This window comes from Massilia sp. METH4, assembly GCF_037094685.1.
GTDB lineage: Bacteria > Pseudomonadota > Gammaproteobacteria > Burkholderiales > Burkholderiaceae_D > Rugamonas.
In genome coordinates this window covers 1683598-1696764 of record NZ_CP146614.1, presented here as the reverse complement: position 1 = coordinate 1696764, position 13167 = coordinate 1683598, and the positions used below count along the sequence as shown (strand labels likewise).

Sequence of the window (13167 nt, the reverse complement as noted above, 5' to 3'; positions counted from 1 at the left end):
GCATTGCACTGCGTGCATGCCGCCAGTCGTTCTGGGCTGTTGAGCGTGATATTATTGTTTTTCTGATAAATATCATGGCTCGACATTGATGGAACGCAGAACGCTTTCATCGTCGGCCAGGCGTGTCGATCGAGGAGCTTGGCTTGTTACAGAACAGTAAAGAGCAAGTGCACTTCTGGCGGGAGTTGGAGCGGGCCGAACGATGGCTGAGTACGGGCGCCGGCGCCGCCGTGGGCCGCATCTACGACACCATGGGCCGTCCCGGCGCCCAGGCATTCGCCGGTTACGGCAGCCAGCTGGCCGCTGCGGGCGCCCGGGTCGACCGGGTGCGCGAGGCACTCGACCAATCCGGGCCCATGGCAAAGCGGCTGGTAATGCAACAGCTGTCAGGCGTCGGTCTCTCCGCGGTCTGGGATATCTTGATCGCCGCGTGCAAGGAAATCGCGCTGTACTATGGCGGCTCGGTGGTGGCCGGGGCAGTAGTGGGCGGTGCCATCGGCAGCCTCGCTTTGGGCGTGGGCGCCGTGCCTGGGGCGGTGGTCGGTACCGCGGCGGGTTCCCAGATCGGCATGTGGGTGCTGGCGCTGCTGGGGCTGAAAGAGCTCGCCGAGGGGCTCGGCAATATGTTCCCGGCCGCGATGCAGCATTACGAGCGCGGCTTCCGGGAAGCGTGGGGCCCGGCGCCGGACCATCGGCGCGATACCTGGAACAGTTCGGCTCAGCCTTCCGGCAATGCTTCCATCGGCGCATGGCATATGGCACAGGGACATGTCATCCTGGTGACGGCGATCCTCACCGCACTGGTGGCTTATCTCACGCGTGGGCGGGGTAACAAGGCGTTACTGATGCAGCAGATCCGGGAGAGCCGGAGGCTGGGGCCGAAGTTTGCAGACTGGGTAGTTGAAAATGAGCGGAGGTTGATCGCTCAGCCGCAGTTGCAGAGCAGGCCGAATAATTCGGTTGTCATGGCAGCGGGGGATTCGTTGCCGAGTGGTGGGCGCACTGAGACTGCGGTGAAGAGCGGTATTGCAACGGGTGCTGTTGGGACAAATAGCTCGGAGTCAAATATAGTGTACCGTGCGCTTACGCCTGCAGACAAAGCTTCGATTGAAGCTGGTACGGGAATTGCGGCAAAAGCACCAGATGGCACGTGGACAGCGGCTGAACATGTTGCGAACGCGGGCCCGGGCGCAGGTGGCGCTGCGTCCAATAGCCCTTGGATTTCCACTACGCGATTGCTTGATGTTGCCAAAGAGTATGAGGGTGGAAATGGCATTGTCGGGATCGATCTCAGCAAGGTTGAATCATTCCACACTGAGGTGTGGCAGACTGCTCCAAGGGTGAATGGAGTTGCAGGTCTTCCTTACCATCGGTCAATTTGGGCACAAGAAGTAACCATCTACCAGGAAATTCCACAGAACGCAATTATTAGGATCCCGGAAACAAAATGAATGATTTAGAGTTGGTTCAAGAGAATTTTCAGGAGAAGATCGGTAACCTTCTCCTGTCGGTCCAGACGACGAAAACCGTCGATTCTCAGGCATTTCAGGAGGTCGATAATAAGGCGAAGCTGTTGGCTCGTCTTCTTAAAGACCGGAAATTAATATCGAAGTCGTTGCTGAACGAATTGCACACCGCAGCAAAGATACTGCGGGCGGAGGCGCCGTACATGAAAGAGCACTCGGCCGCGCTGGTCAAGCTGGCGGAGCAGCTTGAGTTGACTTTTGACCTCATTCTTCGAGGAGAATGTCATGGCGATAGGGTCCCGGGCGTACCTCGGGTAATTTAAAAAACGAACAGTGATTTGATGGAAAATTTAGAGGACAACAGAATGTTCGTTGACTCCCAGCACGTGCCGGAACGGATTGAAGTATTGGGGTTCGAGGCTGCGGATGACAGCGTGCACATGCTTGCATGGCTCAGAAAAGGCAAAGACTTCCGCCAGTTTGTGGTCAACGATATCGAAACCGAGCTGTACGCGCAGGACGCGAATTCTCAGCTCCTGTCGGTGAACTGTAAAGAAAAGCCGACCTTTGATACGAAAGTGAAGACGGATCAACAAGCAAAAACTGGCGTAGTAACTCAATTCCGCGCAGCATTCCCAGTGTCTGTGCGTGTTCGCTCGGGTAACGGTGCCGTGTGGCGATTAGAGGTTGAGCACAGCTATCAAGCAATCAATCTTGACGTGCCTGACAAGTTTCAACTCAGGTTAGACTTTACGATCGTTGGCCATCAAATCGAAGCCTGATCTGGAGAGCTGAGCGGGACTAGGGAAGCGCTGATTTATTGCTGGTGGATGAGATTAGTCCTGAAAAACGTGTCCAAAAAGACGCAAATGCCGCGTCATACCAAGATATGGGCGGCATTTGCGGCGCAGTTGTGCGCGTTTTTCAGGGCTAAGATCGCCGCCCTGAATAAATCAGTGCTTCCCTAGGGTAGTGATGAAGTGTGGTAAGCCTGGTCAATACGCAGGGCGGGATAGTTCAAGGCGGGTAGATCTGGGCTTGCCGAGGCATGAAGATTTGACATGGCATTGCAATACTTGCAGTAGGCTAAGGGGCGAATAATCGAGCGCTCTTTGGGAAGAATTCCTTGAGTTCAACTGGCTGAGAATGGCAGAATGTACAAATTGTGGTTCTGAGCGCTGGCTTGTTATGGATAAAACCGGTCCGCGAGAGACATGGCGTTGCGAATCTTGTGGACAGAAGGAAACTTTCCATGTGTTCGATCCATCTAACCAGCCACGATTACCGGAAAATCTTGAACCGGTGTTTCGGTTTTACGGGCGCTGGGTTATCAAGCCATCAGTGCAACAAGTTTCGTAAATTCAAGCATCATTTTTCCTGCGTTAAGAAATGTGCCGGTTTCAGCGCTATTGCACAAAGCTTTAGAAAATCGGATATCGAACTTGGCCGTTTTACGGAATCTGAGATGCGTGACTTTGCTCCCACATTGCGGCAGCTGGGTATGGAAACTACGGTTTCCAATAAATAGCAGGGAGTAGTCAGGGCAGGCAGCACGGCCGCCATCGAAGCCATTAGCAGGACTGTCTCGGCCCGGAGAATTGCGAAATCAAGAAGCTGTGCGCTGCCATTGGATGCCTAGGCATGTTGCACACTCAAAGAAATCTTAATGGCACGCTTGGCTCGCGAACTCAGCCGGCCGAGCATCGTGAAACTATGTTTGGCTTCGATAATATGCTGGAGTGTTGCGTAAGTCGAAGACTTTGTAAATGAAAAGTGAGAATTTACGGGATGCTAACCTTACGTTGCCATGAAAGATGGCGGTGCGACACCACGAGACGTCTACAAAAAAGCTCTGGATGGATACAGAGAATCTGAATGCATGATGTTGATAGCCGGCGTTTTTGATCTTCCTTTGCATCAAGCACGAGAAATTGGTCATGAGATATATCGGGAGAACTTGGCTGCGCTAAAAGGCTAAGTAGCCGGCGCAGGGGCCGGGGCGCTTTCGTTTATCACAAGTGATTAGTCCGATTTTCCCGATGCTCAGATGGCGCTGAACAAAGCATCCTTTTGCAAGAAATGCCAGTAAAATTCAAAATAAAAAATTTGTTCAAGCTGCCTGAAAATGCCACCGTACTCGCATGTGAGGGAGAAGCGCTTGGTTTATCCACCATTGGTGGGCGCATCGGCAGGATTGAAAAGGATGGCGATTTACGGCAGTCAATTAGCTTCAGTTGTGAAAGAAAAATACTGAACCAAACGCGTCATAAGTCGGTCCACGCTTTTGAAACGTTCGAGAAAGTTCAACTTACGGTCGAGGAAGCGCAGAGTGGTAGGTGGATCTTGGCTATAGATTAACCCAGCAAGGCGGCAGGGCGTTTAGGGCCAATCCGTGCCCACGGCGAAATGGCTGATGAAACAGCTGTCCGGTATTGGTTTTCCCGTTGTCCCGGATATCCTTGTTTCCGCACGCAAAGAATCGCGCAGTACTTCAACGCTTTGATTCATATGAACAATCGTGAACTGGCAAAGGACGTTGAGGACTTCATCCATGGACACGGCGTAGGCTTGGATAGCTATTACATCGAGCAGACTCCATTCTCTGAAGTGCTGCGCTATAAGGATCATGATGGACGGGAGTTCGACTTGCCGATTAAGACCCTGAATTCGCTGATGCGGTTATCGCCAGATTGAAACAGTTAGGTGTCAAGCTCGTGAAGCTCGGGTAATTGTGGTGTGGCTACACGGGAGCAACATCCTTCCAGTCAAAACTCATCATATAGGGACAGGAAGATGGCGGGCGCGATTCTGATAGCGAAGAAGAATGGTGTGTCGCTGAGTACAATAAATTTCGACTACATCATAGAAAAAATCAGGGCCGACTTTTGTGGTAGCGAAGCTGCCATAATGGAGGAAATTCATAGTCCGGTGGATAACGGAGGTTTTTCCTTCATTTCGCTGGGAGAGCAAAACGGCCATGGATTCAACGTGTTCGTCCGCGCAGCGTCGATTGCCCGCGAAACCGACCTCAGGGAGCAGCCACTGTCGTGCCGCAGGCATTGCTGGGATGAGTTGATGATGGCGCTCCGCGCTGATCCGCGCGCGGAGAAATCCTAGGGAATCGCTTCTTTGATCCTGGCAAATGACATCGTCGCATGTCGAAGTATGCCGGCGCCGCCAGGACAATTTCCAATGCTGTTTGCAACTTTGCCTGTTGCTGTAAAACCGGAACTGTTCATGTTCATCGAACAAGAGATCGACGCAGACGCACTTGCTGCAATTTGCTTGTCTCCCGAAGATTTCGAGGAGGCAGCTGAAGCATTGTTGCTATTGGAGAGAAAGAACCGTCCGCTTGCCGGAAAAGTAGCATTGGAAGTCCTGACGGCGCGGATTGGCGACATATACTATCGTGCGCACGCTTTTGACGTCCTGTACAGTGCCGCCCTGGAAGTGGCAATAGAATATATCGAAATGCATGCCAGCACGGAGAGCGTCTACGTCCTGGGAACGATGCTGGAATCCGTCATGGAAGATTCCAGTGTTTTTGAAGGTCGAGATAAAATTCTGAAAGCCGTGTCATTATTGAGAAAGGCCGTAGGTGCCCGGCCGCAAGATGAACTTGATTCAATAGCGGAACAGATAGCGCTGTTCGAAGTGACTTATAAATATGGGTGACTAACGGGAGTTGTGATCATTTGCCGAATTTGCATTGAAAATGGATCTTCCAATCGTCCTCGATCGCTCCTTATTTCCTGCGCAAGCGTTCTTCAATGCGATGTCTGACTGGACTTTCATATCGACACTCGAGGCGTTTTCGAATTCGATAGGTGCAGGATTCAATGACGCAGTGTGCGAATTCCCAAGTGAAATAGAACCGGGCGATGAGTCCTTCGAGGGCGTGAAGTTCTATATTCTCGATGAGGAACTGGTAATCTCGGGCGCGGATTTTCTTTCGATTCTTGAGCAAGCATGCTCTATTTATCTGGCCAGACACCCTGCAGACCGGGATCGGGTGAGCAAGTTGTGCAGGAAGATCAGAGCGGAGCTGCCCGCCGATCATTAATGCCGCAGTTGCTCAGCTGCGGGCCAGACGGGCTGATCTAATCTTCCAGGAAGTCCACCAGACAATTGGTATGCCGTTATCTTGCAGCGCTGCGGTGCGAACATGATATTTATCCTGGACAACGATGTCTATAAAGTAGCACGGGTAACGGGGCCAGCACATAACTTCCTGGGCCTTCGCCTCGCCGATGATGGCCGCGAAATCGATGTCGTACAGCTTCCGATAAAAGTTGGGGAATACAACCGGATCGATCGGGATGCTGTCCTGGCTCAGGTCAAGCAAGGGCTGGTCGACATCAATGCGCAGTTAGGGAAGGCTTACGCGGTGTCGCAGATTTTCTTCGTTCCTTCGGATACACCGTCCACTTCAGTGTACAGGTACTTGACGGTCGAACTGATCAAATGGATCGACAGCCGCGGTGCGTTCTGATCACTAGCCCATCAGGGCATCCAGATCGCAACCGGGCGGCGGGTTCGAACGCGTCTCCTGCTCGAAGTGATGACAAAACTATCGCGGGGTCGCTGTGTCGCGACGGAATGGCGGGGAGGGGTAAGATCAAGGGATGACAGATCTCGAAAAGATCCTGGGACCGGCTTCGCCTGGATTGCTGGACCCGCAATATGTGGTTGCCGTTGCCCGCTATCAGGGAATGGTTCATTGGCTGTTGCTGGAGACCGAGAACCTGATCCTTGACTGGACAAAGTGGCGTAACGAATTCGTCGAGGCAGGCTATCAGGTGCCGGGCGTCGATGTAGCAGCGGCCCAGCGGGCCGGCATCGTGGTGCCGGATCGGGACACAGCGGGCGAGTTCTTCCATGCACCGGAAGTGCATCGGCTGAGCCTCGAATTTCTAAGGAAGGCGCTGCTGGAGCGGTTCGAAAATGCGCAGTCGTGGTGGGATGTTAGTTTCCTGTTCCCGATTGCTTTTGTCGATTTCGATAGCAGCCGTTTGGCCCCTTTCTATCACCAGGGACCGCAGCTGGAGCGATACGTTCCAGACGAGTGGGTCGGCGAGTTTGTCGACTTCGCCAATACCTATCCCGAGGAGGTGTTTCCGGCGGCGGACAAGTTCTGGGTAGTCGATGGCCGGGATTTGCTGGATGAGCTCAACGAGCGCGGTCGCTCCGCTGAAGCGAGCCGTGCGGCGGTTGATGAGCCAGATCAAGGTACGTACACCATCATTTGATCGGCGGTGTTATTTCACGCCTGACGACAAGAGCGTAACCATGCTTTTTCCGACAGATCCAGAAAAACGCCCGGAATTGTGGAGCAAGTTCACCGAAAAGATGGTGTCGGGCCAAATTGAGTTCCTGGCTCATCGTGGCGAAGTGATCAGCAGCGCGTATCGCCTGCCTGTACTGACTGAAGGACCCCATCGATTGATTGGTTCCTTTCGCTTGGCTGATGTCGTGCGGTTTGGAGCGAGTGGCGGACAACCGCTGGGACCTTATTTTGCCCTCGCGCTGCTCGCCAAAACGGCTTACCTCGTCGAATACGCAATAGATCACCGCACCCAATCGAACGAGGGTGCGGCGATGCAGGAGGCGCTACAGTCGATTGCGCTGAACCTTTTCTTCAAGTGCAGGCACATAATACGTATATCGCTTCCCCTTGTGCTTCCCGGATGGGAACTGAAGGAATGGAAAGCGCTGGCGGGCGAGAGCGGAACAACCTTGCTGAGACAGGCAAACACCGAGCCGGCCAAGGTGGATGAGGCCACGAAAAAACCGGTCGGCAAAACGTAAATCGCCGCCATACCGAAGTATGGCGGCGATTCGCAATGCAACGGAGCGCTTTTCTCGGCAGCCTCAATCAACGAAGAGATCGGTACTTCCCGGAGGACAGCGCCGTCGGCATTATTCCAACTTCTCCTGCACGACCTCCACCGGCCCGGCGCTGTCGCGCACATTCTTCTGTACCGCCACGGCCGCGAACAGGCTCAACGCATACGCCATCGCATAAAACCCCTTCTCGCTCAGCGCCAGGTTGGCATTCCACAAGCCCACGCCCAGCAGCGCGAGGGCAGCCAGCACGGAAACCCAGCACAGGTTGAAATACAACGACGTCACGCGGATACCTTCCATCCGATCACGCACGGATTTCTGCAGCGATACGGCTGAAAATAGCCCGTACAGCAGCAAGGTGAAGTAATACCCTTTCTCGTTCAGCTGCATCGTTGCATTCCACAAGCCGATGAGATAGGTGACGACGCCGACCAGCAGCGCCAGCCAGGATGCGCCCACGAAGGCGGAAGTAGGACGTTGACCAGTTGCCATGAATGCTCCTCAGTAAGATGTACGCGAATCAGACCAGAACGTTCAAGCCTTGCCCTTGACGCCGCGCAGCAGCTTGCCGACCAGCGTCACACCCACCAGGACGATGCCACCGGTCACGACGCCGACGACGATGTCGGCCAGGTGCGTCGTGATCGCACCCAGGATCGGGCCAGCCGCCGTCGCCGCGTGCTCGATCGCATGGTGCAGGAACGGCGCGCCGTGCGTGATGATGCTGCCGCCGACCATGAACATGGCCACCGTGCCCAGCACCGACAGCAGCTTCATCAGCCTTGGCGCCGTCGCCAGCAGGCCCTTGCCCAAGCCATGCAGCACGCCGGATGGGTGGCGATCCACCAGGTACTGGCCAGCGTCATCCAGCTTGACGATGCCGGCCACCAGGCCGTACACGCCGACCGTCATGGCCAGCGAGATGGCGACCAGCACCGACACCTGCTGCATGAACGGGGCGTTGGCGATGGTGCCGAGCGCGATCACGATGATCTCGGCAGACAGGATGAAGTCGGTGCGCACGGCGCCCTTGATCTTGTCCTTCTCCAGCGCAACGAGGTCGATTTGCGGATTGGCGACAGCGGACGCGAGTTCGGCATGGTGGGCCTCGTCTTCTTCCTTGCTGTGCAGGAATTTGTGCGCCAGTTTCTCGAAGCCCTCGAAGCACAGGTAGGCGCCGCCGATCATCAGCAGCGGGGTCACGGCCCAGGGGGCGAAGGCGCTGATCGCCAGCGCGGCGGGCACCAGGATCGCCTTGTTCTTCAGCGAACCCACGGCAACCGCCCACACGACCGGCAATTCCCGGTCCGCCTTCACGCCGGCCACCTGCTGCGCGTTCAGCGCCAGGTCGTCGCCCAGCACGCCTGCGGTTTTCTTGGCGGCGACCTTGCTCATGGCGGCAACGTCGTCAAGGATGGAGGCAATATCGTCGATCAGGGCAAGCAGGCTGGTTCCGGCCATCGGGCAATCTCTCTGTAATGAAAATGCGGCAATCTTACCTTACTGGCAGCGGCTGCCAGCGCGCTACAATCGCTTATTTACGCAGGACTTTCCCATGAGCTTCGCCACCTGGTTCGGTTTCGCCATCTCCGCCATCATCATCGCCCTGTCGCCGGGCTCGGGCGCCGTGCTGTCGATGTCGCATGGATTGTCGTATGGCGTGAAAAAAGCGAGCGCTACCGTGATCGGCCTGCAACTGGGCCTGTTGCTGGTGCTGTTCATCGCCGGCGCAGGTGTGGGCTCGCTGCTGCTCGCTTCCGAAGTAGCGTTCAATATCGTCAAGACGGTAGGTGCGCTGTACCTGATCTATCTGGGCCTGGCGCAATGGCGCGCCAGGGTAAACGAAGGCACTGAAGTGGTGGCAGCCCGCTCGGCGGTGCCTTCCGTGAAGCGTCGGCTGCTGACGGGCTTCCTCACGAATGCGACCAATCCGAAAGGCATCATCTTCATGGTGGCCGTGCTGCCGCAGTTCATCACGCAAAGCGAACCCGTGCTGCCGCAACTGCTGATTCTCGCCGCTACCATGGTGACGATCGATCTGACAGTCATGCATGGCTACGCCTTCCTGGCGTCGACCATGCAGGGCTATTTCCGCGACGCCCGGGCAATGCGCATCCAGAACCGCGTCTTCGGCGGCCTGCTGATGGCGGTCGGCACGGCGCTGTTCTTCGTCAAGCGTAACGCCTGAGCCGCGATTCGAAAATATTTGTAACGGACGTCTTCTTCGGCATCGTTCAGCCGTTATATGGTGGATAGCTGAACCACATAACGATTCCGGAGATAACGATGTCCCGCAAATTACTGCATTTCCTATTGCTGGCGGCCCTCGTGGCCGCTTCGTCGTTTGCGCTGGCCGTCGAGCCGCCGACGCTGGTCGGCAGGATCTCCGCGGCCGAGGGCCAGGTCACGGTGCAGACCGATGAAGGCGACGAGACCGGCTCCCTGCTGAACTGGCCCGTCAAGCGCGGCGACCGGATCTCCACGGCGCGCGGCGCGCGTACCGAATTCCGCGTCGGCCCCGTGGCAGTGCGCCTCGATGGCGACAGCGCGCTCGACATCGAGGAACTCGATGAAGACGTGATGCACCTGCGGCTGAACTACGGTTCGGCCAGCGTGCGCGTGCGCGATCCGCAGGCGCTGTCCGGCTTCGAGCTGGCCACGCCGCATGGCCGCGTTGTCCTGACCGAGCCCGGTACCGTGCGCGTCGATACCGACCGCGAGCCGGATACCACGTCCGTCTCCGTGCTGATGGGCGTGGCCCGCCTGGAAGCGGCCGGCACGGCGCTCACGCTGCGCACCGGCAAGCGTGCCGACATCCGCGGCGACGACGTGCGCACCGGCCAGGCCTTGCAGGATGGCTTCGATTCCTGGGCCTTCGCGCGCGACCGCCGCGACGAAGGCGCCATCGCCACCCGTTACATTCCCACGTACGTGACCGGCTACGAAGACCTGGATCATTACGGCAGCTGGACGGTCGACGACATCTACGGCCCCCTGTGGACGCCCCGGTCCATCGCCAGCGGCTGGTCGCCGTACAGCGACGGCCGCTGGGCCTGGGTCGCTCCCTGGGGCTGGACGTGGGTCGACAATGCGCCATGGGGCTACGCGCCCTTCCACTATGGCCGCTGGGTGACGGTACGCAACCGCTGGTACTGGGCGCCGGGCCGGATCGTCGGCCGCCCCGTGTGGGCACCGGCGCTGGTGGGCTGGGTGGGTGGCGCCGGCTGGTCCGTCGCATTCAGCGACCGCCGCCATCGCCCCGGCCTGGGCTGGTATCCGCTCACGCCGCGCGACCGCTACGTGCCGCATTACCACGTGTCGCCGGATCATGAGCGCCGGCTGGGCTGGGACTGGCGGGGCGGGCGCTGGAAATCCGTGCCGACCCGCCGCGAAGGCATTACGATCGTGCCGCGCGAGCAGTTCGAGGACCGCCGCAGCGTGCGCGTGAACAACCTGCCGCGCGCCTCGGTGGCATCGAACCCGTCCAGTCTCCCGCTGGCCGCGCCTGTGGTGCCCGGCTTTGCACGCGCGCCCGACCGCAACCGCGACGGCATTGCCGACCGGCCGCAGGTCAACCGTATCCAGACCGACCGCAACAACGACGGCCTGCCGGACCGGATGCAAGTGGGCCGTGACCGCGAGAGCATTGCCGACCGCCCGCAAGCGGACCGCAACCGCGACGGTACGCCTGATCGCTTGCAGGCCGACCGCAACCGCGACGGCACGCCCGACAGCGTGCAGGTCGACCGTAACCGCGATGGCACGCCCGACCGCCTGCAGATCGACCGCAGCCGCGATAACGTCATTTCCACGGACCGCGTGCAAGCCGACCGCATCATCGCTCCCGCCGAGCGCAGCCAGGTCGACCGCAACCGCGACGGCATAACCGACCGCTTCCGTGCCGAGCGCAATATCGACAGCGTGGCCGAGCGCATGCAGCGCGAACGCGACATGGCGCCGCGCCCGATCGTGACCGAGCGGCCGCGTATCGAGCGGCCGCAGGTGGACCGCCCGCGCGTGGAAGCGCCGCAGATCCAGCGCCCCCAGGTGGACCGGCCGGTGAGCCAGCCCGCGTTCAGCGCACCCCCGCCGGTGACGACCGTGCCGCCGCCCGCTCCGGTGCCGCAACCGGCACCGCGACCGCAGATGGAACAGGCGCCGTCGCGCTCCTTCATTGCCAACGAGCGGTTGGAGCGCCAGCGCGAGATGATGCAGGAGCGTGCCGAGGCGCGCCGCGAGATGGAAATCCGTCGCGAGCAACGCATGTCCATCCAGCAACCGCCGCCTGCGGCACCGGCACCCCAGCCACGCCCCGAGCCCATCGCCCGCCCCGCCCCGGTAGCCCAGCCGGCACCGCCCGCGCCCGCTCCGAGCGTGCAGCCGCGCGGCGAGCGCCCCGGCCGCGACCGCGGTGACGGCGCTCGCGAGCGCTAACAGCGAAATATTCCACGGCTGGGCCACATTTTTGCGGCCCAGCCCGGAATTTTGTTCATTCATCCGCGTTTTCGCGCAGCCTGTCACAAAGCAGTAGCAACCTGTCCTTACACTGACTACAGTGTCCATATGCCGGGAAAGCACGCACGACAGGGCCCTTGATGGTCCGCAGCGAGGCAATTTCCGTGACCGTTCAGGTGTCCCAACTATTCCGTGCGCAGTTTTTCTCAGCCCAGAATAGTTTTTCGGCCAGCCTTCAGGGCTGGCCATTTTTTTGCGCCGCCCCGGCGCCGGCCGCTTTCGCTAAAATAGCGGATTGGCGTGGTCATTTTCCAGGATCAGGCGCCGCTTACTCATCTGTTATCGAAGGAAGAATCATGGCTGCGATCCCACCGAAAGAGTCCCTCATCGAATACCCGAGCGACTTCCCGATCAAGGTGATGGGCCCCACGCACGATGCCTTCACCGTCACGATCATCGAAGTCATCACGAAGCACGACCCGACTTTCCACGAAGGAAAAGTCGAGACGCGCCCTTCGTCCGGCGGCAAGTACACGGGCTTGACCGTGACCGTTCGCGCCACGAGCCGCGAACAGCTCGATGCGCTGTACGCCGAGCTGTCTGGCCACCCGATGGTGAAAATCGTTCTCTGAAGTAACTGCTCACCCTTTGAGCATGAGCAAGGCCCCAGGCGTATAATAGCGGGGCTTTCTCCAACGCTACCTGCCATGTCCACCACGAGACCCGAACCGGCGGTGATCCGCCACCTCGGTCAAGCCGACTACGAACCCACGTTCGCGGCGATGCGCGCCTTCACCGATGCACGCACGCCGGAGACGCCCGACGAGCTGTGGATCGTCGAGCACCCGCCCGTCTACACGCTGGGCCTGGGCGCCGACCGCGGCCACCTGCTGGGCGGTGCCTCGCGGATTCCCGTGGTGCAGACGGACCGCGGCGGCGAAGTGACGTACCACGGCCCCGGCCAGGTGGTGATCTACCTGCTGATGGACCTGCGCCGCAACAAGCCGGGCGGCAAGCTGTATGCCCGGCAGTTCGTGCACAAGATCGAGCAGGCGATCATCAACGTGCTGGCGTCGTATCGACTGGCCGGCGAGCGCATCGAAGGCGCGCCCGGCATCTACATCGCCGAAGGCCCCAGGCGCGGGGCGAAGATCGCCGCGCTCGGATTGAAAGTGCGGGGCAACGGCTGCACCTACCACGGCGTGTCCCTGAATGTGGCGATGGACCTGGCGCCGTTCACCTGGATCAACCCCTGCGGCTACGCCGGCCTGGAAACCATCGACATGCGCTCGATGGGCGTGGACGCGGCGTTGGCCGACGTGCAACTGGCGCTGGCCAACGAGCTGGTGCGCCAGCTCGAAGCCAGCCAACCCGATCTACCCGCTGCCGCCTGACCGAA

General features: G+C 58.7%; 16 protein-coding genes. 14 read left to right on the top strand and 2 right to left on the bottom strand.

Features of this window, described 5'->3' with window-relative positions; translation table 11 throughout:
• The first annotated feature begins 143 nt into the window (after nt 1-143).
• From V6Z91_RS07555 to V6Z91_RS07510, 10 genes are all read left to right on the top strand, one after another.
• Nucleotides 144-1451: a DUF6861 domain-containing protein gene (locus V6Z91_RS07555; protein WP_338768686.1), complete on the top strand. Its 1308-nt coding sequence runs from the start codon at nt 144-146 to the stop codon at nt 1449-1451.
• Nucleotides 1448-1789, top strand: coding sequence for a hypothetical protein (locus V6Z91_RS07550; protein WP_338768683.1), 342 nt, complete (start codon nt 1448-1450; stop codon nt 1787-1789). Before V6Z91_RS07555 ends, V6Z91_RS07550 begins: the two co-directional genes overlap by 4 nt.
• A 42-nt stretch (nt 1790-1831) precedes the next feature.
• The gene (locus V6Z91_RS07545) at nt 1832-2248 is read left to right on the top strand and encodes a hypothetical protein (RefSeq protein ID WP_338768680.1); all 417 of its coding nucleotides are present in this window, start codon (nt 1832-1834) and stop codon (nt 2246-2248) included.
• A 1624-nt stretch (nt 2249-3872) separates the two neighbouring features.
• Nucleotides 3873-4160: a hypothetical protein gene (locus tag V6Z91_RS07540; protein WP_338768678.1), complete on the top strand. Its 288-nt coding sequence runs from the start codon at nt 3873-3875 to the stop codon at nt 4158-4160.
• A 99-nt stretch (nt 4161-4259) separates the two neighbouring features.
• The gene (locus V6Z91_RS07535) at nt 4260-4583 is read left to right on the top strand and encodes a hypothetical protein (RefSeq protein WP_338768676.1); all 324 of its coding nucleotides are present in this window, start codon (nt 4260-4262) and stop codon (nt 4581-4583) included.
• Between the two features lie 75 nt (nt 4584-4658).
• The gene (locus tag V6Z91_RS07530; protein WP_338768673.1) at nt 4659-5141 is read left to right on the top strand and encodes a hypothetical protein; all 483 of its coding nucleotides are present in this window, start codon (nt 4659-4661) and stop codon (nt 5139-5141) included.
• A 40-nt stretch (nt 5142-5181) separates the two neighbouring features.
• Nucleotides 5182-5529 carry a ribonuclease toxin immunity protein CdiI gene (gene cdiI / locus V6Z91_RS07525; protein ID WP_338768671.1) on the top strand — a complete coding sequence of 116 codons (348 nt, stop codon included), beginning with the start codon at nt 5182-5184 and terminating at the stop codon, nt 5527-5529.
• Nucleotides 5530-5631: 102 nt separating this feature from the next.
• Nucleotides 5632-5958, top strand: coding sequence for a hypothetical protein (locus V6Z91_RS07520; protein ID WP_338768668.1), 327 nt, complete (start codon nt 5632-5634; stop codon nt 5956-5958).
• Between the two features lie 133 nt (nt 5959-6091).
• The gene (locus V6Z91_RS07515; protein ID WP_338768665.1) at nt 6092-6715 is read left to right on the top strand and encodes a hypothetical protein; all 624 of its coding nucleotides are present in this window, start codon (nt 6092-6094) and stop codon (nt 6713-6715) included.
• Nucleotides 6681-7274: a hypothetical protein gene (locus V6Z91_RS07510; RefSeq protein WP_338768662.1), complete on the top strand. Its 594-nt coding sequence runs from the start codon at nt 6681-6683 to the stop codon at nt 7272-7274. The genes V6Z91_RS07515 and V6Z91_RS07510 overlap by 35 nt, the downstream gene beginning before the upstream one ends.
• A 111-nt stretch (nt 7275-7385) precedes the next feature.
• On the opposite strand, the gene yiaA is transcribed toward V6Z91_RS07510, so the two are convergent.
• Nucleotides 7386-7805: an inner membrane protein YiaA gene (gene yiaA, locus V6Z91_RS07505; RefSeq protein WP_338768661.1), complete on the bottom strand. Its 420-nt coding sequence runs from the start codon at nt 7803-7805 to the stop codon at nt 7386-7388.
• Nucleotides 7806-7847: 42 nt separating this feature from the next.
• Entirely contained in the window at nt 7848-8774 is a 927-nt protein-coding gene (locus tag V6Z91_RS07500) for a DUF808 domain-containing protein (protein WP_338768659.1), read from the bottom strand.
• 94 nt (nt 8775-8868) lie between these two features.
• On the opposite strand from V6Z91_RS07500, the gene V6Z91_RS07495 reads away from it, so the two are divergent.
• The 4 genes from V6Z91_RS07495 (at nt 8869) to lipB (ending at nt 13162) form a co-directional block, all read left to right on the top strand.
• The gene (locus V6Z91_RS07495; protein ID WP_338768656.1) at nt 8869-9501 is read left to right on the top strand and encodes a LysE family transporter; all 633 of its coding nucleotides are present in this window, start codon (nt 8869-8871) and stop codon (nt 9499-9501) included.
• A gap of 98 nt (nt 9502-9599) precedes the next feature.
• Complete coding sequence (locus tag V6Z91_RS07490; RefSeq protein ID WP_338768653.1) at nt 9600-11747, top strand: DUF6600 domain-containing protein; 2148 nt, start codon at nt 9600-9602, stop codon at nt 11745-11747.
• Nucleotides 11748-12124: 377 nt separating this feature from the next.
• Nucleotides 12125-12400 carry a DUF493 family protein gene (locus V6Z91_RS07485; RefSeq protein WP_338768648.1) on the top strand — a complete coding sequence of 92 codons (276 nt, stop codon included), beginning with the start codon at nt 12125-12127 and terminating at the stop codon, nt 12398-12400.
• A gap of 75 nt (nt 12401-12475) precedes the next feature.
• Nucleotides 12476-13162: a lipoyl(octanoyl) transferase LipB gene (gene lipB / locus V6Z91_RS07480; RefSeq protein ID WP_338768646.1), complete on the top strand. Its 687-nt coding sequence runs from the start codon at nt 12476-12478 to the stop codon at nt 13160-13162.
• The last annotated feature ends 5 nt before the right edge of the window (nt 13163-13167 follow it).

Bases quoted from the DNA above. Each gene is read 5' to 3' on its own strand.
- V6Z91_RS07530 (WP_338768673.1), top strand. From the start codon at position 4,659: ATGCTGTTTGCAACTTTGCCTGTTGCTGTAAAACCGGAACTGTTCATG.
- V6Z91_RS07500 (WP_338768659.1), bottom strand. From the start codon at position 8,774: ATGGCCGGAACCAGCCTGCTTGCCCTGATCGACGATATTGCCTCCATC.
- V6Z91_RS07550 (WP_338768683.1), top strand. From the start codon at position 1,448: ATGAATGATTTAGAGTTGGTTCAAGAGAATTTTCAGGAGAAGATCGGT.
- cdiI (WP_338768671.1), top strand. From the start codon at position 5,182: ATGGATCTTCCAATCGTCCTCGATCGCTCCTTATTTCCTGCGCAAGCG.
- yiaA (WP_338768661.1), bottom strand. From the start codon at position 7,805: ATGGCAACTGGTCAACGTCCTACTTCCGCCTTCGTGGGCGCATCCTGG.
- V6Z91_RS07510 (WP_338768662.1), top strand. From the start codon at position 6,681: ATGAGCCAGATCAAGGTACGTACACCATCATTTGATCGGCGGTGTTAT.
- V6Z91_RS07485 (WP_338768648.1), top strand. From the start codon at position 12,125: ATGGCTGCGATCCCACCGAAAGAGTCCCTCATCGAATACCCGAGCGAC.
- V6Z91_RS07490 (WP_338768653.1), top strand. From the start codon at position 9,600: ATGTCCCGCAAATTACTGCATTTCCTATTGCTGGCGGCCCTCGTGGCC.
- V6Z91_RS07495 (WP_338768656.1), top strand. From the start codon at position 8,869: ATGAGCTTCGCCACCTGGTTCGGTTTCGCCATCTCCGCCATCATCATC.
- V6Z91_RS07515 (WP_338768665.1), top strand. From the start codon at position 6,092: ATGACAGATCTCGAAAAGATCCTGGGACCGGCTTCGCCTGGATTGCTG.
- V6Z91_RS07540 (WP_338768678.1), top strand. From the start codon at position 3,873: ATGGCTGATGAAACAGCTGTCCGGTATTGGTTTTCCCGTTGTCCCGGA.
- V6Z91_RS07520 (WP_338768668.1), top strand. From the start codon at position 5,632: ATGATATTTATCCTGGACAACGATGTCTATAAAGTAGCACGGGTAACG.
- lipB (WP_338768646.1), top strand. From the start codon at position 12,476: ATGTCCACCACGAGACCCGAACCGGCGGTGATCCGCCACCTCGGTCAA.
- V6Z91_RS07535 (WP_338768676.1), top strand. From the start codon at position 4,260: ATGGCGGGCGCGATTCTGATAGCGAAGAAGAATGGTGTGTCGCTGAGT.
- V6Z91_RS07545 (WP_338768680.1), top strand. From the start codon at position 1,832: ATGTTCGTTGACTCCCAGCACGTGCCGGAACGGATTGAAGTATTGGGG.